This window comes from Staphylospora marina, from assembly GCF_003856495.1.
Classification (GTDB): domain Bacteria; phylum Bacillota; class Bacilli; order Thermoactinomycetales; family Thermoactinomycetaceae; genus Staphylospora; species Staphylospora marina.
In genome coordinates this window covers 2,122,550-2,146,001 of the sequence record NZ_CP034118.1, presented here as the reverse complement: position 1 = coordinate 2,146,001, position 23,452 = coordinate 2,122,550, and the positions used below count along the sequence as shown (strand labels likewise).

General features: G+C 56.1%; 16 protein-coding genes, 10 tRNA genes and 2 rRNA genes. 22 read left to right on the top strand and 6 right to left on the bottom strand.

The features are described 5' to 3' along the window. Positions 1-236: 236 nt before the first annotated feature. From EG886_RS10625 to rrf, 5 genes are all read left to right on the top strand, one after another. Complete coding sequence (locus EG886_RS10625) at positions 237-968, top strand: SDR family NAD(P)-dependent oxidoreductase (protein ID WP_124728110.1); 732 nt, start codon at positions 237-239, stop codon at positions 966-968. Continuing rightward, the gene (locus EG886_RS10620) at positions 968-1,999 is read left to right on the top strand and encodes an S-adenosylmethionine:tRNA ribosyltransferase-isomerase (protein WP_124728109.1); all 1,032 of its coding nucleotides are present in this window, start codon (positions 968-970) and stop codon (positions 1,997-1,999) included. Before EG886_RS10625 ends, EG886_RS10620 begins: the two co-directional genes overlap by 1 nt. Before the next feature lie 14 nt (positions 2,000-2,013). Then, complete coding sequence (locus EG886_RS10615; protein WP_124728108.1) at positions 2,014-2,364, top strand: VOC family protein; 351 nt, start codon at positions 2,014-2,016, stop codon at positions 2,362-2,364. Between the two features lie 454 nt (positions 2,365-2,818). Continuing rightward, positions 2,819-5,757: ribosomal RNA gene (locus EG886_RS10610) — 23S ribosomal RNA — on the top strand. A 98-nt stretch (positions 5,758-5,855) separates the two neighbouring features. Beyond that, positions 5,856-5,970, top strand: a 5S ribosomal RNA gene (gene rrf, locus EG886_RS10605). Between the two features lie 292 nt (positions 5,971-6,262). On the opposite strand, the gene EG886_RS10600 is transcribed toward rrf, so the two are convergent. Beyond that, positions 6,263-7,942 carry a N,N-dimethylformamidase beta subunit family domain-containing protein gene (locus EG886_RS10600; protein WP_124728107.1) on the bottom strand — a complete coding sequence of 560 codons (1,680 nt, stop codon included), beginning with the start codon at positions 7,940-7,942 and terminating at the stop codon, positions 6,263-6,265. A 612-nt stretch (positions 7,943-8,554) separates the two neighbouring features. On the opposite strand from EG886_RS10600, the gene EG886_RS10595 reads away from it, so the two are divergent. The 4 genes from EG886_RS10595 (at position 8,555) to EG886_RS10580 (ending at position 8,960) form a co-directional block, all read left to right on the top strand. Beyond that, positions 8,555-8,649 (top strand) — tRNA-Ser (locus EG886_RS10595). 63 nt (positions 8,650-8,712) lie between these two features. Then, positions 8,713-8,788: transfer RNA gene (locus EG886_RS10590), tRNA-Phe, on the top strand. A 13-nt stretch (positions 8,789-8,801) separates the two neighbouring features. Beyond that, positions 8,802-8,877 (top strand) — tRNA-Thr (locus tag EG886_RS10585). 9 nt (positions 8,878-8,886) lie between these two features. Next, positions 8,887-8,960, top strand: a tRNA-Trp gene (locus EG886_RS10580). A gap of 7 nt (positions 8,961-8,967) precedes the next feature. On the opposite strand, the gene EG886_RS10575 is transcribed toward EG886_RS10580, so the two are convergent. Then, positions 8,968-9,384 carry a YugN family protein gene (locus tag EG886_RS10575; RefSeq protein ID WP_164491794.1) on the bottom strand — a complete coding sequence of 139 codons (417 nt, stop codon included), beginning with the start codon at positions 9,382-9,384 and terminating at the stop codon, positions 8,968-8,970. A gap of 60 nt (positions 9,385-9,444) precedes the next feature. Here EG886_RS10575 and EG886_RS10570 point away from each other — a divergent pair. The 6 genes from EG886_RS10570 to EG886_RS10545 all read left to right on the top strand — a co-directional run bounded on the left by EG886_RS10570 (position 9,445) and on the right by EG886_RS10545 (position 10,098). Next, positions 9,445-9,518 (top strand) — tRNA-Cys (locus EG886_RS10570). A 14-nt stretch (positions 9,519-9,532) separates the two neighbouring features. Continuing rightward, a tRNA-Leu gene (locus EG886_RS10565) sits at positions 9,533-9,619 on the top strand. Between the two features lie 5 nt (positions 9,620-9,624). Next, a tRNA-Arg gene (locus EG886_RS10560) sits at positions 9,625-9,701 on the top strand. 65 nt (positions 9,702-9,766) lie between these two features. Next, a tRNA-Arg gene (locus EG886_RS10555) sits at positions 9,767-9,843 on the top strand. A gap of 86 nt (positions 9,844-9,929) precedes the next feature. Beyond that, a tRNA-Leu gene (locus tag EG886_RS10550) sits at positions 9,930-10,016 on the top strand. A gap of 5 nt (positions 10,017-10,021) precedes the next feature. Next, positions 10,022-10,098 (top strand) — tRNA-Arg (locus EG886_RS10545). Between the two features lie 129 nt (positions 10,099-10,227). Here EG886_RS10545 and EG886_RS10540 read toward each other — a convergent pair. Both EG886_RS10540 and mnmA read right to left on the bottom strand, forming a co-directional pair. After that, positions 10,228-11,553 (bottom strand): glycosyl hydrolase family 18 protein, encoded by a 1,326-nt coding sequence (locus EG886_RS10540; protein WP_124728105.1) that lies wholly within the window; start codon positions 11,551-11,553, stop codon positions 10,228-10,230. Between the two features lie 171 nt (positions 11,554-11,724). Further along, positions 11,725-12,810 carry a tRNA 2-thiouridine(34) synthase MnmA gene (gene mnmA, locus EG886_RS10535; protein WP_124728104.1) on the bottom strand — a complete coding sequence of 362 codons (1,086 nt, stop codon included), beginning with the start codon at positions 12,808-12,810 and terminating at the stop codon, positions 11,725-11,727. 119 nt (positions 12,811-12,929) lie between these two features. On the opposite strand from mnmA, the gene EG886_RS10530 reads away from it, so the two are divergent. From EG886_RS10530 to pepV, 7 genes are all read left to right on the top strand, one after another. Beyond that, positions 12,930-14,285: a TrkH family potassium uptake protein gene (locus EG886_RS10530; RefSeq protein ID WP_124728103.1), complete on the top strand. Its 1,356-nt coding sequence runs from the start codon at positions 12,930-12,932 to the stop codon at positions 14,283-14,285. Between the two features lie 169 nt (positions 14,286-14,454). Next, positions 14,455-16,053: a vWA domain-containing protein gene (locus EG886_RS10525; RefSeq protein WP_124728102.1), complete on the top strand. Its 1,599-nt coding sequence runs from the start codon at positions 14,455-14,457 to the stop codon at positions 16,051-16,053. After that, the gene (locus EG886_RS10520; protein ID WP_124728101.1) at positions 16,050-16,379 is read left to right on the top strand and encodes a hypothetical protein; all 330 of its coding nucleotides are present in this window, start codon (positions 16,050-16,052) and stop codon (positions 16,377-16,379) included. The genes EG886_RS10525 and EG886_RS10520 overlap by 4 nt, the downstream gene beginning before the upstream one ends. Before the next feature lie 165 nt (positions 16,380-16,544). Further along, complete coding sequence (locus tag EG886_RS10515; protein ID WP_206425367.1) at positions 16,545-17,930, top strand: basic amino acid/polyamine antiporter; 1,386 nt, start codon at positions 16,545-16,547, stop codon at positions 17,928-17,930. A gap of 142 nt (positions 17,931-18,072) precedes the next feature. Beyond that, positions 18,073-18,693: a DUF47 domain-containing protein gene (locus tag EG886_RS10510; RefSeq protein WP_124728099.1), complete on the top strand. Its 621-nt coding sequence runs from the start codon at positions 18,073-18,075 to the stop codon at positions 18,691-18,693. Next, entirely contained in the window at positions 18,686-19,681 is a 996-nt protein-coding gene (locus EG886_RS10505; RefSeq protein ID WP_124728098.1) for an inorganic phosphate transporter, read from the top strand. The genes EG886_RS10510 and EG886_RS10505 overlap by 8 nt, the downstream gene beginning before the upstream one ends. Before the next feature lie 397 nt (positions 19,682-20,078). After that, positions 20,079-21,497 carry a dipeptidase PepV gene (gene pepV, locus EG886_RS10500; protein ID WP_124728760.1) on the top strand — a complete coding sequence of 473 codons (1,419 nt, stop codon included), beginning with the start codon at positions 20,079-20,081 and terminating at the stop codon, positions 21,495-21,497. A 109-nt stretch (positions 21,498-21,606) separates the two neighbouring features. Here pepV and EG886_RS10495 read toward each other — a convergent pair whose 3' ends face one another. Together EG886_RS10495 and EG886_RS10490 are read right to left on the bottom strand one after the other, a co-directional pair. After that, positions 21,607-22,251: a hypothetical protein gene (locus tag EG886_RS10495; protein WP_124728097.1), complete on the bottom strand. Its 645-nt coding sequence runs from the start codon at positions 22,249-22,251 to the stop codon at positions 21,607-21,609. A gap of 19 nt (positions 22,252-22,270) precedes the next feature. After that, positions 22,271-23,431: a cysteine desulfurase family protein gene (locus EG886_RS10490; RefSeq protein WP_124728096.1), complete on the bottom strand. Its 1,161-nt coding sequence runs from the start codon at positions 23,429-23,431 to the stop codon at positions 22,271-22,273. Positions 23,432-23,452 lie beyond the last annotated feature (21 nt).

The following is a 23,452-nucleotide window of genomic DNA, read 5'->3' as shown; positions in this document are numbered from 1 at the left end:
CCGGACACGTTCGCGAAATGCGGTTCAAACCGCCATGATCGACATCCTCCCGACCGCGCTTCGGCGACATGAGGGCTCGTTCGCCCGTAAACAGGAATGGACGGGCGCGGATCAAACAAAAAAACGGGGGGGTGCCGTTTCTTTGTATACTTTTTATACATATATGTTTATTAAGTATCGTAAGTGGGTAAGGATACAGTGACGATCACGATTCAAAGATTCGGGAGGGATCTTTCATGGTCAAGGGCAAAGTGGTGATGATCACCGGCGCATCGAGGGGGTTGGGGAAGGCTCTTGCCAAGGCGTTTGCCGACCGGGGTGCCAAACTGGCGATCACGGCCCGGGGGGAGGAGGCGCTGCTTGAGGTCAAACGGGAGCTGGAGGCCGCCGGTGCGGAAGTGTTCGCTTTGGCCGGAGATATGTCCGATCCCCGCGATGCGGAGCGTTTCGTGTCCGCGGCGGAAGAGGCGTTCGGCAGCATCGACGTGCTGATCAACAATGCCGGCGTGTTCGGACCGAGCCCGTCGCCCAACCTGATCGATTATCCGGAAGACGATTTCCTGGAGGTGCTGCGGATCAACACGATGAATCCGTTTCTCGTCACCAAACGGGTCATGGCCGGCATGCTGGCCAGGGAGAGCGGTTCGGTGATCAATGTCACCTCGGAAGCGGGGCATGTGGGTTACGCAGGCTGGGGGGCCTACGGGATCTCCAAGTTCGCGCTGGAGGGAATGACACAGACCTGGGCGGATGAAGTGGACGGCACCGGTGTCCGGGTCAACATGGTGGATCCCGGGGAAATGGACACGGAGATGCATGCTCTGGCCGTGCCGGACTGTGATTATGAGCTGGCCGATCCGGAGGACGTGACGGACGTGTTTCTCTGGCTGGCTTCGGACGGGTCCGCGCATGTCAACGGTCAGCGGTTCAAGGCACAGGAATTTTCGTTGGATCGGAGGGATCGTTGATGGGCGCTCCCATTTCCTTCGAATTGCCGGCTCATCTGAATGCCGCGGCCCCTCCCGAACGGAGGGGGATCCGGCGCGATCGCGTGCGGCTCATGGTGTCGGACCGCGTGACCGGTCACTGTGTGCATACCCGGTTCGATCGGTTGGGGGATTTTCTGAAACCGGGAGATTTGCTTGTCCTGAACAACAGCCGAACGGTTCCGGCCGTATTGACCGGTGAATGGATTCGACATCCGAACCGGATCAAAAAAGTGGAGATCCGCCTCGCACACCGGCTGGATTCCTGCCGTTGGGAAGCGCTGATCCTCGGAGGGGAGCCCCGGCCGGGGGACCGGATTCGCATCTTGCGGGAGTTGGAGGCGGAGGTGCACAAAGCCGCTTCTCCTCCGCTTGTGAAGCTCCGCTTTTCCCTGTCGGGGCCGGAGCTCATTGCGGCCTTGCACCAAGCGGGCGAACCGGTGCGCTATGAATATGTCGGAAAACCGTGGCCGCTTCATGATTATCAGAACGTGTTTTCCACCGTGCCGGGCTCTGTCGAACCCGCTTCGGCCGGAAGGCCGTTTACGTGGGAGATGTTGCTTGGCTTGAAGCGGCGAGGAATCGGGTACGCGTTCGTGACCCTGCACACCGGTCTCAGCGATTGGCCGGGCGTTTCCGGGCCCCCTTCTCCCGGACAAAATTGCGAACCCTATTTCATTCCCCGGGAAGCGGCGGAACGCATCCATCACACCCGGAATGAAGGAGGTCGCGTCATCGCGGTGGGCACCACCGTCGTTCGTGCGCTGGAAAGTGCCGCAGGTTCGGACGGCATGCTGGCCGAGAGGAAAGGAATCACCTGTTTGCACATCAGCCGTTCCCGACCTCCGAGGGTGGTGGACGGACTGATCACCGGATTTCACGAACCGGAAGCTTCCCACCTCGACCTGCTGACCGGTTTTGCCGAGCCTTCCGTCCTGAAGCGAATGTATGAAGAAGCTCTCAGGGAGGAGTATCTCTGGCACGAATTCGGTGATGTGCATCTGATTCTCTGAAGGAGGAGAAGGCCATGTTCCATCATGCGGGAATTGCGGTTCGTGACCCGGAACGTTCCGTGCGGTTTTACCGGGAAGCGCTGGGGTTCAGGGAAGCGGGCAGATGGACGCTCGGCGGGGAGACAATCGTTTTCTTGGAACGGGACGATGTCAGACTGGAGCTGGTAAGCCCGGCGGATCGACCTCCTTCCGATTCTTTCCATCTGGCGTTTGCAACCGCTGACGTGGAGGGGGATGCAAAGCGGCTGGTCCGTGCGGGAGCCGTCCTGAGGGAAGGACCGCGGGCGCTCGAAAACGGATGGATCCTCGCGTTTCTTCAGGGACCGGACGGAGAATGGATTGAGCTTCTTTGCACCGAAAGGTGATGGAAAGGGCTCCGGAAACGTTCGATGGCACGGATTTCTCTCCCCGGATCCGCTCGGCCCGGGTCACGGACCGGGGAAGTTTTTTTCATTTGGGTTCTCCTGTCGGGATGTTTGGCGCATTTCCTCCTTGTTATGGTGTCTTCCGGGGGATCATTCATGAAGCAATTGCCCGATTGGACAAAGTTTCCTGATCGGTCGGATCGTTCATCATCCGTTTCCGGTTTTTCCGCCGTTTCGGCGTTCGTTTTTGAAGACTGTGGCTTTTTCCGGCCGGATTGATGTTCCGCAAAAAAAATTTTATAAAACCCCTTGCGTGTTTTCCCGGTCTGTGCTAAATTAATTTTCGTCGCCGCGAAAACGGCGATGCGAAAGAAACGCACACGCACCTTGAAAATGGGATATGGAATGTAAAGCCAAGTCGCGATAACACCGGAAGAGAACCGAGCAGCTTGAAGGTGAAGCTGGTAAGGGCGCACGGTGGATGCCTTGGCGCCAGGAGCCGATGAAGGACGGGGCGAACTCCGATAAGCCTCGGGGAGCCGTAAGCAGGCTTTGATCCGGGGATTTCCGAATGGGGCAACCCACCGGCTGGAAGAGCCGGTACCACCACCTGAATCCATAGGGTGGCTGGGGGCATACCAGGGGAACTGAAACATCTTAGTACCCTGAGGAAGAGAAAGCAACCGCGATTCCCTGAGTAGCGGCGAGCGAAACGGGAACAGCCCAAACCGTTTGCCTTCGGCAAACGGGGTTGTAGGACGTCTCACATGGAAGTCACAAAGGTTTGGGATAGGCGAACTGGTCCTGGAAAGGCCGGCCACAGCAGGTAACAGCCCTGTAGCCGAAATCCGAAACCCTTCCGAGGCGATCCTGAGTACCGCGGGACACGTGGAACCCCGTGGGAAGCAGGGAGGACCACCTCCCAAGGCTAAATACTCCCTGGCGACCGATAGTGAACCAGTACCGTGAGGGAAAGGTGAAAAGCACCCCGGGAGGGGAGTGAAAGAGAACCTGAAACCGTGTGCCTACAATCAGTCGGAGCTCCCTTGAGGAGTGACGGCGTGCCTTTTGTAGAATGAACCGGCGAGTGACGGTCACGTGCAAGGTTAAGGTGAGAAGCCGGAGCCGCAGCGAAAGCGAGTCTGAACAGGGCGTTTGAGTACGTGGCTGTCGACCCGAAACCGGGTGATCTACCCATGTCCAGGATGAAGTTCCGGTAACACGGAATGGAGGTCCGAACCTGTTGGTGTTGAAAAACCATAGGATGAGGTGTGGGTAGGGGTGAAATGCCAATCGAACCCGGAGATAGCTGGTTCTCCCCGAAATAGCTTTAGGGCTAGCCTCGAAGAGGAGTCGCGGAGGTAGAGCACTGATTGGGCTAGGGGCCCTCCCCGGGTTACCGAACTCAGTCAAACTCCGAATGCCGCAGACTTTGGTCTTCGGGAGTCAGACCGCGAGTGCCAAGATCCGTGGTCAAAAGGGAAACAGCCCAGACCGCCGGCTAAGGTCCCCAAGTGACCGTTCAGTGGTAAAGGATGTGGAGTTGCCGAGACAACCAGGATGTTGGCTTAGAAGCAGCCACCATTCAAAGAGTGCGTAATAGCTCACTGGTCAAGTGACTCTGCGCCGAAAATGTAACGGGGCTAAACGGTCCACCGAAGCCGCGGATCGTGCCTTCGGCACGATGGTAGGGGAGCGTTCCAGGCAGCGGCGAAGCCGGTCCGGAAGGATCGGTGGAGCGCCTGGAAGTGAGAATGCCGGTGTGAGTAACGAAAAGAGGGGTGAGAATCCCCTCCGCCGAAAGCCTAAGGGTTCCTGGGGAAGGTTCGTCCGCCCAGGGTCAGTCGGGACCTAAGTCGAGGCCGAAAGGCGTAGACGATGGACAACAGGTTGATATTCCTGTACCACCTGCAGCCGTTTGTACGATGGGGGGACGCAGGAGGATAGGGGATCGCGCGATCGGAAGTGCGCGTTCAAGCGGTTAGGCCGGAGAGCAGGCAAATCCGTTCTCCATCCAGGCGGAGCCGTGATGACGAGGGAAACTTCAAGTACCGAAGTCCTTGATTCCACACTGCCAAGAAAAGCCTCTAGGAGGATGCAGGTGCCCGTACCGCAAACCGACACAGGTAGGCGAGGAGAGAATCCTAAGGCGCTCGGGAAAACTCTCGCTAAGGAACTCGGCAAATTGACCCCGTAACTTCGGGAGAAGGGGTGCCCCGGTAGGGTTCACAGCCCGAGGGGGCCGCAGTGAAAAGGCCCAGGCGACTGTTTAGCAAAAACACAGGTCTCTGCGAAGCCGCAAGGCGATGTATAGGGGCTGACGCCTGCCCGGTGCTGGAAGGTTAAGGGGAAGGGTTAGCTTCGGCGAAGCTCTGAACCGAAGCCCCAGTAAACGGCGGCCGTAACTATAACGGTCCTAAGGTAGCGAAATTCCTTGTCGGGTAAGTTCCGACCCGCACGAAAGGCGTAACGATCTGGGCGCTGTCTCGGCGAGAGACCCGGTGAAATCGTACTGCCTGTGAAGATGCAGGCTACCCGCGACTAGACGGAAAGACCCCGTGGAGCTTTACTGCAACCTGATATTGAATTCGGGTACAGCTTGTACAGGATAGGTGGGAGACTGAGAAGCCGGAGCGCCAGCTTCGGTGGAGTCGTCGGTGGGATACCACTCTGGCTGTGCCGGGGTTCTAACTCGCTGCCGTCATCCGGCAGGAGGACCGTGTCAGGCGGGCAGTTTGACTGGGGCGGTCGCCTCCCAAAAGGTAACGGAGGCGTTCAAAGGTTCCCTCAGCGCGGTCGGAAATCGCGCGTCAGAGTGCAAAGGCAGAAGGGAGCTTGACTGCGAGACCCACAAGTCGAGCAGGGACGAAAGTCGGACTTAGTGATCCGGTGGTTCCGTGTGGAAGGGCCATCGCTCAACGGATAAAAGCTACCCCGGGGATAACAGGCTGATCTCCCCCAAGAGTCCACATCGACGGGGAGGTTTGGCACCTCGATGTCGGCTCATCGCATCCTGGGGCTGTAGTCGGTCCCAAGGGTTGGGCTGTTCGCCCATTAAAGCGGTACGTGAGCTGGGTTCAGAACGTCGTGAGACAGTTCGGTCCCTATCTGTCGCGGGCGCAGGAAATTTGAGAGGAGCTGTCCCTAGTACGAGAGGACCGGGATGGACGCACCTCTGGTGTACCAGTTGTTCCGCCAGGAGCACCGCTGGGTAGCCATGTGCGGACGGGATAAGCGCTGAAAGCATCTAAGCGCGAAGCCCCCCTCAAGATGAGATTTCCCATTCCCTCGTGGAAGTAAGACCCCTTGCAGATGACGAGGTAGATCGGTCCGAGGTGTAAGCGCAGCAATGCGTTCAGCTGACGGATACGAATCGGTCGAGGGCTTCACCTCACTTCTTCTCTTCCACATCACGCTTGCTTTACACTCCATACTCATTTTCAGGGTGTGTGGCCTCCCGAAGGGAGGACAACAAAACCTGATCAAACCTGTCTGGTGACCATAGCGGAGGGGTTCCACCCGTTCCCATCCCGAACACGGAAGTTAAGCCCTCCAGCGCCGATGGTACTGAGGGATGGCCCTTGGGAGAGCAGGTCGTTGCCAGGCAGGTTTTTTCATGTCCAGGGGAGCTTTCCGAAGAAACCGGCGCCTTCCGTGAAAAGCCGGCGTATTTCGGAAGCTCTTTTTTTGCTCTTCTTTTTTGCGGAACCTTCTGCGAAAAGAATCCAAAAATCTGAAACAGAGAAAACCGGACGCCGTATGGCCGTTTGCCTTCTGCGCCCGGTTTGGAAACGGAAACATCTCCGGATATGCCGGTTCACACGCCCCCAAACGGCACGATCCATGTCGAAAGTCTTCGTTCCAAGGTTTCATGGTTGGGACTGATCCGGATGAGTCATCAATGTCCGGTAAACCGCCGGATGACATTCCGGGTGATTTGGCTCACGATCGGGTCGACGGTGAGACTGCTGGTGTAGGCCACGGATCCCGTTGAAAACACCCCTCCTCCTCCCGGATGATCGTAATAGATCATATCGGCGCCGCCGTTGTCCGGATTGGTTCCCTTGGCCAACAAGACGGCGTTTTTCGGTGTGACAGACGTCATTTTGTCCGTTTCCAGTCCCGAAGCTCCGGGTCCCCAGCGATTGAGCCCTTTTTCTCCGAACAAACTTCCTTTTTTCAGATCCGTTCCTGCAAACACCCAGTGATCCGGCTCTTTCACTTCATAAGGATGGAACGTCATGTAGCCGGCCGTGGTGTATTGCACGCCCAACACCGATGATTCCGGTTGGCCGACGTCTCTCCACAGGCCGCCGGGTTCTCCGGTGAGGGTGTGGTGAGTCGAGATTTTGCAGACCTCCACATGGTGATCCTGAATGATGGTTTTCCAATAAATCGAATTGCCGGCGAGCGTCATCAGGTTTCCTCCGCGATCAAGGAACTTGAGCAAGGCATTCCGCATCACCGGAGTCCAGTATTCGCCGTGCGTGTTGATCAACAGAGTTCCGAATTGATCAAGAATGCCAGGATCTTCATGCAGATCCGAATCACAGATCAACGTGTAAGGGATGTTATGAGTTTCCAACCAGGCCAGCGTCAATTTTTCCGCATTGGTCAGATGGTTGGGCTCGCCCATGGGAGTGGCTTCGATGACCGGTCGGTCCAAGCTGACCATTTGCGCGTGTTTCGGGCGGATCTCTTCGTTCAGCCGATATCCGTACAGGGATGCCCCTCCCCAGGTGTTGTAGGCGCACCAGGTGTTGGTGGACGAAAGAACGGCCAATCTGCGCTCTCTGGGGATGGATTCGTCGATGGATTTCAGGATGAACGGAGCGTAAAACTCTTTGCCCGTACCGTCGGTCAGGCGGCAGCTGTACAGCCCCGTCGACCAGGTTTTCGGAATCGGAAATCGAAGCGTGGTCTTCCAGCGTGCCCCGTTCCGGTATGCATACGGGGGAACGGCTTGCTTCATTCCCGGAAGGTTTCGGACGGTGTGAATCACCTTCTCTTCGGCTCCGTGGCGGATGAATTCCACATGATACACAGGTTGATGGGTATGCACTTTCAATTCCAGCATCTCACCGGGAGCCAAGGAGATCCGCGCGGGATATCCGGCGATGTCCGGCAGATATTCGGGAGACGGTACGTCAGGGTCCGGTTCCAGGGAAGAAGCCAAAAGCCGAACGAGATTGGACGTCCAGACCCGGGTATGGATGAAGTCCGGTTCCACCGACTCCGGCGATACCGACAGTTTCACCATAAATCTTCCGTTTCCCATCTTCCGGATCTTTTGCTGAGCGGCCAACAACATCAGGGAGCTCGTGCCCAGGATCTTTTCCTGTTTGGACAACAGATACACCTGGATTCGTTCCGGAACTTCTCCTTCGAAAATCAAAGTCAGCAGCCAGCGCCGGGCCTTTTTGGGATCGAAATGGGGAACGGGAGTGACGGTGTTGGTATGGTGCAGTTTTCGGGAAATGGCGTGGATCAACGGCAGTTTGTTCAGGCCGGTCAACGCGAAACCGGCCGCTCCGATGGTAAAGATGGACGCCTTTTTCAAAAATTCCCGTCTGTTCATGCTGTTCCTCCGAGAACCAATATCTGTTCATGTAGTAAATACGGATCCAAGAATGGAAGGTTCTCGAAAAAGATAAAACAAATTCAATTCAGACAATTAATAGCCCCGAGGAACCCTTCGTTTCCGAAACGGGTTTTCGTCGGAGCGGTGATCGACACAGACGGGAAAAAGAACGGGTCTTGATGCGATGTGACATCGTCGAGCGTCCGCGGAACATCCGGCCAGTCCGGATTCTCATCGGCCGGACGGAAACGGGGAGAGCGAATGCACAAAGTCGCGTGATGTTTGCGGGTCGCGCGTCCGGCATCCCGGAGCTTGACGAACCGGTGGAAAGGCAATCATGACAATGACTGACGTGGCTGGAGTTCGCCGGGAACCGGAAAAATTTTTTTCGGGACAAAAGGAGCCAATAAGCAAATGATATCATATGATAAGCTTGAAAAAAGAGCGGATGGAACAGATTTCAGAATAAACAATCATTGATTTTGGCTGTTGACATGGAGGGGAAAGGTGTGTATTATAAAACTTGTCAGTTGAACACGGCAAAAATCAAAGGAAGTTGAGCACCAGACATCGCAGACAGACTGACGATCCAACTGCAAGGTGGAACGCGGAGAGATGTCCGAGTGGTCGAAGGAGCACGACTGGAAATCGTGTAGACGGGGCTAAACCTCGTCTCGAGGGTTCGAATCCCTCTCTCTCCGCCACATTCTCACTTCTGTCGGATGCAGAAGTTTTTTGTCTGTGATGCCGATGGGGATCAAAAACGTGGCTCGGTAGCTCAGTTGGTAGAGCAGAGGACTGAAAATCCTCGTGTCGGCGGTTCGATTCCGTCCCGAGCCACCATTTCAACCCTTGCGCTGGTGTAGCTCAATCGGTAGAGCAACTGACTTGTAATCAGTAGGTTGGGGGTTCAAGTCCTCTCACCAGCACCATTTGAACGTAGGGGCGTAGTTTAATGGCAGAACAGAGGTCTCCAAAACCTCCAGTGTGGGTTCGATTCCTACCGCCCCTGCCATTTCTCTTCAACTTTTCAGCTTCTTTTCAACCGATGCGATCACACTTCGTGCACGGTCGATCCATTGCGGGTCGATTTGGTCTTGGTCAACGGGGATGGGTTTGCTGAACTGATTGACCACTGCACTCACCAATCCGATATCTCCCGTGGGATCATTTCCCGTGACGAACTCATGCCGGATCAAGAAGGGAGTTCCCAACTCAACGACGGCTTCCTCGGATTCCAGCTCGCCGCTGATGGTCCGGACGGGAATGCGGAGATAATAGTGGTGACCGTGTTCGTTTTCCAGGTCGAGCGGTCGATCCATGTATCCGTGGTCATACTCATATCCGCCGCCCAGCTGGAAGGATTCGGTTGAAAGGATGCGCTTCAAGTCACCATAACGGAGTTGCATTCCTTCGATGGTTGACTGGATCGTAATCATGAAGATCCTCCTCCTCGGAGTGTAGTCTGCGGTGAGTTCCGCGGATTCATTCATGAATACGGCGGCATAGCCAAGTGGTAAGGCAGAGGTCTGCAAAACCTTTATCCCCGGTTCGAATCCGGGTGCCGCCTCCAATCATTCATTGCCTGCGGACGTGGCGGAATTGGCAGACGCGCAAGATTCAGGTTCTTGTGGTAGCAATACCGTGGGGGTTCAAGTCCCTTCGTCCGCACCATTCTTGTGCCCTTAGCTCAACTGGATAGAGCATCTGACTACGGATCAGAAGGTTGGGAGTTCGAATCTTCCAGGGCACGCCATTTTTTCGTGCACTTCCGGTCAGTTCCGGAAGTGTTCTCAATGTCAAAGGGACCCTTCGCTGCATGCGCCCTTAGCTCAATTGGATAGAGCGTCTGACTACGGATCAGAAGGTTGGGAGTTCGAGTCTTCCAGGGCGCGCCATGATGGCGAAGCGGTCCGAAAAATTTTCTTGACAAACTCATGCCACAGTCGATATAATATCGATTGTCTCAATTGAAAACTCACTTGCGGACGTGGCGGAATTGGCAGACGCGCAAGATTCAGGTTCTTGTGGTAGCAATACCGTGGGGGTTCAAGTCCCTTCGTCCGCACCAGTCACGCGCCCTTAGCTCAATTGGATAGAGCGTCTGACTACGGATCAGAAGGTTGGGAGTTCGAGTCTTCCAGGGCGCACCATTCACACAGAAAAACAGCTGAAACCACTCAGCTGTTTTTTTCATTTCCTCCATTTTTCGCCCCTCTGAAGAACGCTCGATGATCAAGGCATGGGTTGCCGATCCATGGTTGTGAATGGGTTGGCTCTTCTCACGAAGATTCGTCATCGCTTGACAACTCGATGAACACTCCCCCCAGCTTTTCATGTTTCTCCCGGAGTTGCTTCATTTTGTACTTCATGCTGCGGAGATCCTGGGCATAGATGACCTGGGGATAGCCGGCGATGGAGAAAGATGCGTGAAGTTCTCCGTTTTCATCGCGAAGGGAAATGCCCGTGAGAGCTTCGAGGATTTCCAGCAAATCGCTCAAGGTGCGGGAGACCAATGTGTTGTTCGACCAATGGGCGGCATCTTTCCTGTATTCCGCAAACGCTTTGTGCGCCGGAACCAGCGTGGTGAGGCGGTTCATCACCTGCTCGGTCCAGGCAAGCGGGGAGATGGGGCCCGGCCGTTTTTGCAGATCCGGTCGCTCCTGAATCAAGGTCACTTCGTCGGCGGCCTGACCGATCCGCTTGAGGGCGGCTGCCGAATCGGGGTCCGGGTTCCCGTCAAGCTGGAACAAATGCGGCTTGAATGAGACGGAAAGTCGAACTCCCTTTTTGTGCAAGGCATCTGCCAGCTGTTCCACGAACGTGGCGAGTTCATCCCGGGAGTCCGCCTGCAGTTGGGGAATCTCCAGGTTGAGGCCTTGGAAACCATGTTTTTCAGCGAATTGAGCAAGATTTTCGAATGCTGAGTATTGAACTTTCTGTTTATTTGACATAAAATCCGACCAGTCGGCATCTGAAGGGGTCAAAATGGAGGCAATCACGCGAATTCCGGGGTTCTTGGCACGGGCTTTGGCCGGAAAGGTCCGATGAAACTCCTCATTCAGAATCCGTACATTTCCGTCCGCTTCCATCCGATAACCGGCGATTTGCACCTGACGATAGGAGACCATGGAATCGGCCAGCCTGTCGGAATCCCGCGAGTCATCCGTCGGGGATACTTTGGCGGAAGACAGCCAATACCGGATGAGCTCGCTGTCCGTCGCCGATTGCCAATTTCGGGGTTCGGTCTGTGCGGGAACGGGTTTGGTCACGCCCCCGTGTTCCGAAGGAAGAGGCAGTGGTTCGTCGGGCGTGCTCCCGATCGTTTCACCTTGCCTTTCGGCATGGACCGTTTTGTTGCCGAATTGCCGGAATCGCTCCTGCAGCGCCGTTTCACTGCCCGGGGCCTCGGCCGGACCCCATGCGGTGAGATGGGGATCCCTTTTTCCGGGAGAATTCAGGAGGAATACGCCGAAAGACAGTACGGAACAAGCCACCCCGGCACCGATGAAACCGATGGCTTTGCGCTTGATGACCAAACCGTGTTCAAATGCGGAACATTCTTCTTTTTCCGCATCGGAACCGGTTGGTTTGTATGTATTTCTCAATGCGAATCCCCCTTTTATGCCGAAAAGCTCGTTTTTATGCTACTCGATTTGCCAATTTTTGAATAGTGGGCTAAAGTCCCGTTTTTCTTTTGGTAATATTTCAGCATCGAAATTCGGGACGAAAAAATCCGGCAACCTCCGGGTGTTGTCCCGGGGCTGCCGGATGTTGCGTCAATACGTGCGGTCAATGACGGCTCCTCCCAGACAGATCTCTCCGTCGTAAAAAACGACGGATTGACCGGGAGTGACGGCCCGTTGCGGCTCTTTGAATTCCACCCGCACGGTGCGGTCGGGGCCCGGAATGACCCGCACGGGTTGATCCTGTTGCCGGTAGCGGAATTTGGCCGTGCATTCGAAAGGCGCTTCCGGGGGAGCGGGGAGCAGCCAGTTGGCGTCGCTGGCATCGAGCGCCCGGGAATAAAGGGATTCGTGATCATGTCCCTGCGCTACGTACAGGGTGTTGGTCTCCAGATCCTTGCGAACGACGAACCATGGCTCTCCGGTACCGCCTCCGCCGATCCCCAGTCCCTGGCGCTGACCGAGCGTATAGTACATCAGCCCGTGGTGCCGCCCTTTCCATTCCCCGGAGAGCGTCCGGATGTCTCCGGGCTGGGCGGGAAGATATTGGCTCAGGAATTCCCGGAAATTGCGCTCGCCGATGAAGCAGATCCCGGTGCTGTCCTTCTTGCGGGCGGTGGGCAGATCCGCCGAGGCGGCCAGTTCCCGGACTTCCCGTTTGTGCAAATGGCCGATGGGGAACATGGCCTGGAGCAACTGCGAACGGGGAACCGCCCACAGGAAATACGTTTGGTCCTTGTTGGGATCGGCGCCGCGGAGCAACCATTTTTCCCCGTCCCGCTCTTCGAGCCGCGCATAATGTCCCGTGGCGATGTAATCGGCTCCCAGGCTTTTCGCTTTCCTCAGAAAATCGCCGAATTTGATCTCCCGGTTGCACAGCACGTCGGGATTGGGAGTTCTCCCTTTGCGGTATTCATCCAGAAAGTGTTCGAAGACCTTCCGGTAATATTCCCGTTCAAAATTGACAGAGTAATAAGGGATGCCGATCTTTGCGCACACGCGGCGGACATCCTCGAAGTCTTCCGCGGCGGTGCAATGACCGAATTCATCCGTGTCATCCCAGTTTTTCATGAACAGACCGATGACGTCATAGCCTTGTTCCTTGAGCAGCCAGGCGGTGACGGACGAATCGACGCCGCCGGACATGCCCACGACGACGCGTATGTGTTTGTTCTGCATGTGAACCCGTCCTGCTCTCACAGATTTGTCTCGCTTGTTGTGCGGACATGCCTCCATTATAATCGAAACAAAATGCGTTTCACAAATGGACGCAGGGGAAAATCGGGTGAATCCTCAACATGGTGAATCAATCAAGATCTTTCAGGCAGCTTTCTCCTCCCCGGGTGCTGGTGATCGGTTTTGCGGTCACCATCCTGGCGGGTGCCGTTCTGCTGAGTTTGCCGATCAGCACGGAAAGCGGAACCGCTCTGCCGTTCATCGATGCTTTGTTCATGGCAACCAGCGCGGTTTGCGTCACGGGTCTGGCGGTGGTCGATCCGGGAACGACGTTCAACAGGTTCGGGGAAATGGTCATCCTCTTCCTGATCCAAATCGGCGGCCTCGGCTTCATGACATTCGCCACCTTTTTTTCTTATTTGATCGGGAAGAAAATCGGATTTCGCGAACGGTTGATCCTTCAGGAATCGTTCAAAAAAGTGGATGTGCAGGGTGTGGTCCGCCTGATGGTGATGGTGATCTCCATGACCCTGTTGATCGAAGCCGTCGGTTTTGTGCTTTTGAGCAGCCGGTTCATCCCGGAATGGGGATGGAAGGACGGATTGTATTATGCCCTTTTTCACACGGTTTCCGCGTTTACCAACGCCGGGTTTGATCTGTTCGGGGAACGGCAAGGTCCTTTCGTCAGCCTGTCCCATTACGCCGCCGACCCGGTCGTCAATCTGACGGTCGGCGTGTTGATCATTTTGGGGGGAATCGGATTCATCGTCCTCCTTGAACTCTTCGACTGGAATAAAACCCGGATGCTCAGCCTGCACTCGAAAATCGTGCTGACGGTCACCGCCATTCTCATTCCGCTCGGGATGCTGGTGATTTTGCTGATGGAGTGGGAAAACCCGGCCACGTTGGGATCCCTCCCCTTCGGGGAAAAACTGTACGCATCCGGGTTCCACGCGATCGCCCCCAGATCGGGAGGGTTCAGTACGCTGGATGTCGGCGGCATGAATGAAGCCACTCAATTCTTCACCGTCATGCTGATGTTTGTGGGAGCGTCTCCCGGTTCGATGGGCGGAGGCATCAAAACCACCACCCTGGCCATCATTCTGTTGGCGGTCTGGACCATGTTGCGGGGACGGAAACATGTGCAGGCATTCAGAAGGCAGATTCCCGCCGACTTGGTGTACAAGGCGCTCACGGTGACGGTGATGGCCGGTGCCTTGGTGATCCTGATGACCATGCTGCTGACGGTGACGGAACATGCGGACTTGCTCACCGCCCTGTTTGAAACCGTATCGGCCTTTTGCACCGTCGGATTGTCCATGGGGCTTACGCCTCTTTTGTCTCCTTTGGGGAAAATCATCCTCATTGTCGGCATGTTTGTCGGACGTCTCGGCCCGGTCACCATTGCCTATGCAATCGCGCAAAAACAGGGACATCAACCTTTCAGATATCCGGAAGAGAAACCGCTCATCGGATGAAAGAACCATGGAATCATGGAATGCCGCGACATTTGTGCCAAGTTTGTCGAAAGCACCCCGTATGGCGCGGTTGTCAAGCGGGAAGAGTTTCGAGTAAGCTAGAAGCAAACCGGGGTCCTCTGTTCGGACCCCGTGCTTGTCCGAAATTCCGGTTTCGGAAGGAGGTCCTATGAACAGACTGACAAGCCGGGTTCTGGTGACACTGGTGATTTGCGTCCCGCTTTTCGCCGGCGGTTGCGCGTCCGTGATGCAGAGAATTCAGGAAACCACGGGCAGTCGCATCGAAAACGTCGATCAGCTGGCCGATGAAGAGCGGGCGGAAAGTGTCGAATCGGAAGGAACGTCAGCCAAGCGCCAGGATGTACCCAAGAGCCCCGCTCCTCATATTGAACTGTCCGACATTCTGCGGGACGAAGGCCGGGGAGAATATGCCGGAGACCGTTATGACCGAAGCCGCGTGCTGGATGCTTTGACCCGGATGCCCAAAGGACTCGCCGAAGACAAGGCATATGCGTACCTCCTGGGGTTGGTGGGGGAAAATTACCGGGAAGACGTGTCCGCATTCGACTCGATGAAAAACCCGGATTACCGGGAAAGGCTGAATGCCTGGAAGGCGTACGGGGCCAAGGAGCCGCCGCCCGAACAGGAACCGCCCGAAGCCAAGCAGGCCGGTGATCAGCAGCAGCAACCGGAGCCGAAAAAGCTGAACGTGGTGATCCTGCTCGACGCCAGCGGAAGCATGGGAGGCAAACTGGGAGACAAGACGAAGATGGAGTGGGCCAAACAGGCCATCGATGAGCTGGCGAGAAGCATTCCCGCGGACACCGGAACGCTTCAGGTTCGCGTTTTCGGACACAAGGGAAGCAACAAGACGGAGGACAAAGAGTTGTCCTGCAGCGTCACCGAATCGGTGTACGGGCCGGAAAAACCGGATCCACTCAAGGTGAAGCCGGCGGTGGATGCGATCAAAGCGACCGGTTACACACCGCTTGCGCTTGCGATTCAGGAAGCGGGAAAAAGCCTGCCGCAAGGGGAACCGGGAACCTGGGAAAACCAACTGATCGTCATCAGCGACGGATATGAAAATTGCGGCGGAGATCCGGTTCGCGCAGCGCGGGAAGTGCACCGCAGCAAAGCGCTCACCGGCATCCACGTGATTGCGCTGGACACGGACGAGCAGGCTTCCAAGGATCTTGAGCAACTGGCCGAAGTGACCGGCGGTAACTTCCAGCCGGTGGAGAAACCGGAAGATTTGCAAAAGACGTTGGCCGACCGGGGGAACGGGTTCAAAAACTACCGGCAACCTTGGGCGATTCGCGCGTTGAACAGTTTGGTCGAGGCGCACCGGATGGATGAACGGCGTCTCAATCGCCAACATTCCATGATGGTCGAAAAGGCACGGCAGGAATACACCCGGTTGGATGAAGCCAACGATTTCATCAAAGCGCAGGGGAAAATCGACGCCAAAGCCTGGAAAGAGATCGGATCCTGGATCGATCACCGCTGGAAGCAGCTGGGCGGCTATGCCGACTTGAGATGGAAGGAAATCGGAACGCAGCTGAACAGGGAGTGGTTGAACGGATTCAGGGAAATCCGGAAGGAATGGGAACGGAAGGGCGGAGAAGGACAAATGTTGGACCACGCCGCCAAAAGCCACGAAAGTGAATCCTTGTTCAGGCAAATGTTCCGGGACTATCAGTCCAGGGGAGACGTGATTCGTGTCGAGCCCGGTGACGTCGGAAATGCGGAAAGCGGTGAACGGCCTTGAGCGGAAAACCGTATGAGTTCGTTTTCGATGAAAGGTTGGGGGTGCTTCGCCCCCTTCTTCATGTCGATTACGAGTCGATGACGGAATCCCAGCAGCAGGACTTCGAACTGGGGTGCCAGGAAGTGCTCGCCGCCATCCCGGAAAAAATCCGCGATTGGGAGACCGAGTACTTGCACCGGTTTGAACAGTTGCAGACGGCGGAGGATGACCGGGACTTTGTACGGTTGAGTGAAGAGTTGAATCGCATTTCCAGCATTTTGAGCGATCTCAATCTGCTGTATCTCCATATAGAAGGAAATTATTTGGGCGCCAACGTCACTGCCTGAGCGGTGACTTGGCGTTATTTTTTGTGTGTTGTCAAATCTTTCCTCTTTATCTTGCTAACGAGACAGAGTATCATTGATAACTGATTGTATTTCCATATAACCGATCAACAGAGACAGAAAGGACGAAACAGGGTGGACAGGAAACAGTTGGGGCTCTGGACACTGATGGCTGCCGTGGTCGGATGCATGATCGGCGGCGGCGTCTTCAATTTGCCGAAAGACATGGCCGTTGCGGGAAGCGGTGCCGTGCTCGTCGCCTGGCTGATCACGGGTGTCGGCATGATTGCTCTTGCTCTGGTCTTTCAAAATCTATCTCTCCGCAAGGAGGAGCTGTCCGGCGGGATTTACAGTTATGCCCGTGCCGGATTCGGACCGTTCATCGGTTTCAGCAGCGCATGGGGATACTGGATCTCCGCCATCCTGGGGAATGTGTCGTTCGTGGTGCTGCTTTTGAGCACCTTGAACTGGTTCGTTCCGATTTTCGGCGAGACGAAGGGCTTTGCCTGGTTGATGGCCGGGTCCGTGTTTGTCTGGATTTATCATTTGCTCATTTTGCGCGGTGTGAGAGAAGCGGCCGTGGTGGGACTGATCACCACCGTGGCGAAACTGTTGCCCATTTTTGTGTTTGTGGTTTTCCTCGCGTTTTCGTTCAAGCGGGACATTTTTTTCAGCGACTTCTGGGGGACGGGAGGTTCCTTTGACTGGAGTGCCGTTTTGTCCCAGGTGAAAGATGTCATGCTGGTCACCCTGTGGACCTTTGTCGGGATTGAAGGGGCCGTGGTCCTGTCCGGACGGGCGAAACGGGTGAGGGACGTCGGAAAGGCCACCGTGTTCGGCCTGCTCGGAACACTTCTCGTGTACATGCTGATTTCCGTGTTGTCGATGGGCATGCTCAGCCGGGAAGAATTGGCTGCCTTGGACGAGCCGTCCATGGCTTTCGTGCTGGAGCATGCGGTGGGGCCCTGGGGTGCGGCCCTCATCAATCTCGGTTTGATCACATCGATCGCCGGCGCCATGCTCAGCTGGACGTTGCTGGCCATTGAGATTCCGTACGTGGCGGCCAAGGACGGAATGTTTCCCCGGACGTTCACCCGGGAAAACCGGCGAGGCACTCCGGTGGTCTCGCTGTGGTGGACCAACGGGATCACGCAGCTGTTCGTCTTGATCGTCTTTTTCCAAGAAAGCACGTACCAATTTGTTTATTCGATGGCCAGTGTCGCCATTTTGCTGCCGTACCTTTTGGCATCCCTGTATCAGCTCAAACTTGTGCGGACCGGTGAAACCTATTCCGACGGGGAGAGCCGCGGCAAGGATCTATTGATCGGGATGGTGGCCACGTTGTATGCGGTGTGGCTCCTCTATGCCGCCGGTTTGGAGTATGTGCTGATGGTGGCGGCCCTGTATCTGGCAGGCCTGGTGTTGTACGCGTGGGTGCGACGCGCATCCGGCCTCCGGATCTTGACCGGCTGGGATTGGGGTCCCGCGCTGATCATCGTGATATTCGGTGTCGCGGCCGTCTGGCTGATGGTGACCGGTGAACTCAGGCCGTGATTCCGGAGTGTAAAGAATTTGTAAAGATGTGCTTAACACTTCGTAAAAAGTGCGTTGAACCGGTTTTCAACGCGCTTTTTTATACCTAACATAATTTTTGGTTAAAGTAAGGTGAACAATCGGAAGACGGGAGGTTCCCACAGTGCTGTTCAACCGTTCGAAGGACCGTCTGTTTTTCCAGATGATGCAGGACATCGTCGGAAACATCGCCGAAGCGGCCGAGCTTTTCCGCGAAAACATGGAAACCCTTTCCGACAAGGTGACCTTTGCCGAACGAATCAAGGATCTGGAAACCAAAGGCGACGAATTCACGCACCAGTTGATCCAGGAGCTGAACAAAACGTTTGTCACACCGCTGGATCACGAAGATTTTCTCAAACTGGTGTTCAACCTTGACGACGTGCTGGACGGCATCGAAGCTTGCGCGGCACGGTTTGTCTATCTGCACGTGGAGCAATCCAACCCGCGTTTCGTGAAGTATGCCGAATTGCTGAAGGAAGCCGCCAAGAATCTGCAAGACGCGTTCTTTGCGCTGGAGAAACGGGATTATGAAGCCGTTCGCAAGGCATCCATGGAAATCCAGCGCCTGGAGAGCGAGGGAGACAAGCTCACCCGCGAAGCGATCGGCAAACTTTTCGAGGAGAAAACGGATCCGATCGATCTGATCCGGATGAAAGAGATTTACGAGAAACTGGAGAGTGTGATCGACAGGTTCGAAGACGTCATGGACGTCATGGAAAGCGTGGTAATGAAATATGCTTGATCCGTTTTGGCTGCTGGTGGCCGTGATCGTGCTTGCCCTGATCTTCGACTTCACGAACGGATGGCATGATACGGCCAATGCGATTGCAACGGTGGTGGGAACGCGCACCCTGTCCCCTTGGACGGCCATTTTGATGGCGGCGGTGCTCAACCTGGCCGGGGCGTTTTTTTCCGAAGCGGTGGCCAAAACCATCGGAAAAGACATCGTCGATCCGACGAACATTACCATGATCGTGTTGATTTCGGCGCTTTTGGCCGTGATCGTGTGGAACATCATCACCGTGATGTTGGGGCTTCCCACCAGCTCATCCCATGCGCTGATCGGCAGCCTGGTGGGTTCCGTGATGGCGTACAAGGGTCCGGCCGTGTTGAAAGCGGAAGGGCTGATCATGATTCTCGTGGCTCTCTTGATTTCGCCCGTGCTCGGAGCGCTTGCGGGAGCAGGACTCATCAAATTGATTCGTTTCTTGTTCAGTGATACCCCGCGCTCCAAAGTGAAGCGGATTTTCCGTCCGCTGCAAATCCTTTCTTCGGGATTCATGGCATTTTCCCACGGTGCAGCCGACGCGCAGAAAGCGATGGGAATCATTGTGATGGCTCTGGTTGCCTCCGGTTACCAAACGGAAATGGACGTGCCTGCTTGGGTGAAAATTTCGGCCGGCGTGGCCATGGGCTTGGGAACGGCCATGGGCGGTCGAAAAATCATCCACACCATCGGTTCCAGACTCAGCCGGCTCGAAACGCCGCAAGGTTTTTCCGCGGAGACGGGGGCGGGCCTTCTCCTGGCGGCCGTTGCCAAAATCGGCATCCCCGTCTCCACCACGCACACGATCACGGGTTCGATCATCGGGGTGGGTGCGGCCGAGCGCATTCGCAGCGTTCGCTGGAGCGTGGCCACCAAGATCATCTATGCCTGGGTGTTGACCTTGCCGGGCACCGCCCTGATGGGATTCGTGTTTTACCTGGCGCTCAAAGTGCTCGAAAACTGAACGAAAAAAGACCCGGTTTCCGCCCGGTGCGGACAAAGCCGGGTCTTTTTTCGTTCGTCATCATTTCCGTTTTCTTGCACATACTGATTCTGACACCATTTTCCACACCGGTGACTCCGGAAAAAAGTCGTTTCCCATGGTACCGGAAATACGGACCGGCAGGTCTTTCATGCCTGAAAGAAGCCGTGTTATAGTAGATCTTGGTTTCATCATTCCGGATGCATGTCGGATCGGGCAAACCTTCCGGAATCCAGCCCTTTTGTCCGGAGAGCGCGACAGTCCTCCGGATGAAAGGGCTTTCGGTGATGAACAGGGAGATTCCACCGTCGTACAAGGAGGGGTACATATGGGAACCGGCGCATTCTCACCGGGTGTGGGCAGAGAAGGAGGACGCCGATTGACGGCCATCGACTGGCAAGGGGAAGTGATGAAGAGAAAGGAGGAGATGTTGGAGCGGCTGAAAGAGTTCCTTGCGATCGACAGTGTGCTGGACGAAAGCACGGCCGGTCCGGGAGCCCCGTTCGGCCGGAAAGTGGCCGAAGCGTTGGAATACATGCTTGACCTCGGGAAACGGGACGGTTTCGGCGTGAAAAACGTTGACGGCTATGCCGGCCATGTGGAGATGGGAACGGGGGACGAGCTGGTCGGCGTGCTGGCGCATGTCGACGTGGTGCCGGCGGGAGAGGGATGGACTTCTCCGCCGTTTGAGCCGGAGATCCGTGACGGCAAATTGTTCGCGCGTGGAGCGATCGACGACAAGGGACCGGCCATGGCGGCCTATTTCGCCATGAAGATCGTGAAGGAACTCGGACTGCCCCTCTCCAAAAGAGTCCGCCTGATTCTCGGTGCCGACGAAGAATCCCGGTGGCGCTGCATGAACCATTATTTCAAACATGAAGAGATGCCGTCGGCGGGATTCACTCCGGATGCGGACTTTCCGCTCATCTATGCGGAAAAAGGCCTGCTGGACATTTTGGCGACCGGCACCGACCGAAACGTGAGCGATGATTCGACCGGTGAATGGACGCTGCTTTCGTTCAAAGCCGGACAACGGGTGAATATGGTGCCGGATTTTGCGGAAGCCAGGCTGGAAGGAAGCGGGGACGTGTTCGAGCTCAAGGAGAAGGTGCAGGATTGGCTTCTGACGCACCGGATCCAGGGATATGCCGAGGAATCCAATGACGACGTGATCATCGTGTTCCGCGGCAAAGCACATCACGGTATGGAACCCCACAAAGGGGTGAACGCCGCCCTGGAGCTGGTCCGGTTTCTTTCCGGCATCTCCCTCGACAAGGAAGGCACGGCCTGGGTTGACTGGATCAACCGGTATCTCGTGGACAGCTTCTTCGGGGAAAAAATGGGGCTGGCGATGGAAGAAGAAGTGCTGGGCAAGCTGACCGTCAACGGCGGCGTGTTCGGCTACGAACGCGGAGGCGAGCGGTTTGTGCGACTCAACATCCGTTATCCGCTGACGGGGGATCACCAAAAAATCCTGAAACGGGTGGAAGAGATCATCGCGGAAATCGGCTTGTCCATCGGGGATGTGGATCACAAACCGCTTCATTACCTGGAACCGTCCCATCCGTTGATTCAAACGCTCTCCCGGGTATACGAGGAACAAACCGGGGAAAAAGCGCGGCTGCTGTCCATCGGAGGCGGAACCTACGCGCGCACGCTGGATGTCGGCGTGGCGTTCGGACCGCTGTTCCCCGGAAAAGAAGAGACGGCTCATCAGAAAGATGAGTTCATCGAAGTCAACGATCTGCTGAAAGCCACCGCCATTTACGCCCAGGCGATTTACGAGCTGGCCCGGTGAGGCGCGGCGAGGCTCGATGATTTGACATTTGGAAAGTACGGACGAGTCCCTGTTTCCGAAGCGAAGACCCCTGTGTTCCCTTCCGGGGACCAGGGGTCTTCGGTTTGAGTTACGGTTGATAATAAAACATCCGGTAGATGAACGACGATGTTTCCACGGTGTCGGGGAGGGAGCGGGCGATGTTCACCGGCACCCCGTGTTTCAGGATGGTCCGGTGAATGGTCAGAAATTGTTCCGCGGTATAAAGGGGCGAATTGTAGTGGTTCAGATCCACCACCGGACCGTCCCGGAACTGGATGATGTAGCGGAGCCGGACGTCGGATGCGCTTTTGACCGGCAACCGTTTTTCCTGATAGTCGAGCGTCACCTCTTCAATGTCCCGCCACCGGGTCACCTTCATGTCTTCCACGTGGAAGAACGGATTGTACGCCATTCCTTTCGGCGTCACGAGCAGATAATTGTCGAACGCGAGAAGCACCAGCGGCGCTCCCACAAGGTAAAACGCGCTGAACAGCAAAAAGCGGCTCTTCAGGATCCCTGGATTGTTCCGGTGCTTGAAGAAAGTGAAGATGAAAAACACCACCAGGCAGAGAAAGAGAAACACATAGCCGAGCGAGAGCGTGGTGCCCATCAGATACACCTGGTCAGGTTGGGAGTAATTGATTTGCTGCAGCGCGATGAATCCGATCCAGAGGACAGTGGCCATCAATAGACCCGACAGGAACTTGAGTCCGATTGTCAGGAATCTGCGCAAGGGGCGACCCTCCATGATGTCAGGATGGATGTCCGATCAGGGAACGGAGATAGCGAAGCACTTCTTTGAGTTCATCCACGAAACGGTTCACGTCTTCTTCCGTTGTTTCCCTTCCGAAGGTGACACGCAGGCTCTGCCAAGCGGTTTCGGGATCCTTGCCCATGGCCGTCAGCACATGGGAAGCGGCGTGTTTGCCCGCGCTGCAAGCTGAACCGCTGGAGACGTAAATCTTTTTCCGGTTCAGCTCGAGCAAAATGGCTTGTCCCTCCACGCGGTGGAAGCTGAGATTCAAATTGCCGGGCAGACGCTCCGTGGGATGTCCGTTCAATTCCACCCCGCCGATTTCCTCCCGGATTCGCCGGAAACATTTGTCTCTGAGCGCGGAAAGGCGGACATGTTCGCTTTCCGCTTCACGGGCGGCCAGCCATGCCGCCGTGCCGAAACCGACGATGGCCGGGGTGTTGAGCGTGGCCGGCCGCAGCCCGCGTTCCTGACCGCCCCCGAACATGATCGGCTCCAGGCGAACCCCTTTTCGAACATACAGGGCGCCGGCTCCTTTGGGACCGGAAACTTTGTGACTGCCGATCGACATGAGGTCCACGCCCAGTTCCTTCACATCGGTGGGAAGCTTGCCGAAGTATTGGACCGCATCGGTGTGAAACAATGCGGATGAGCCTTTGAGCACATCGGCGATTTCGCGGATGGGCTGGATGGTGCCGACTTCATTGTTGGCGGCCATCACGGAAACGAGCACGGTCCTGTCATCGAGTGCATCGCGGACGTCTTGCGGTTTCACGCGTCCCGTTTCATCCACCGGAAGCAACACCAGTTCAAATCCTTCCCGCTCCAGTTGCCGGCAGGCTTCCAGCACGGAAGGATGCTCCACGGGGGTGGTGATGATCCGGTTGCCGAGGTGTTTCCGTTTGCGGGCGGCTCCCAGAATGGCCAGATTATTTGATTCGGTTCCGCTTCCCGTGAAGATGATTTCACGGGGCGAGGAGGCTCCGACGGCTTCCATGATCATGCGTCTCGCACGTTCGATCGCTTCCCGGCTGCGCTGACCGAAGTCGTGAATGCTGCCGGAGTTTCCGAACTCCGAAGTGAGAAACGGCATCATGGCTTCCAGTGCCTCGGGCCTGACCGGGCTGGTCGCTCCGTAATCGAGATAGATGGCTTTCATGACAGATCCTCCATATGTTCA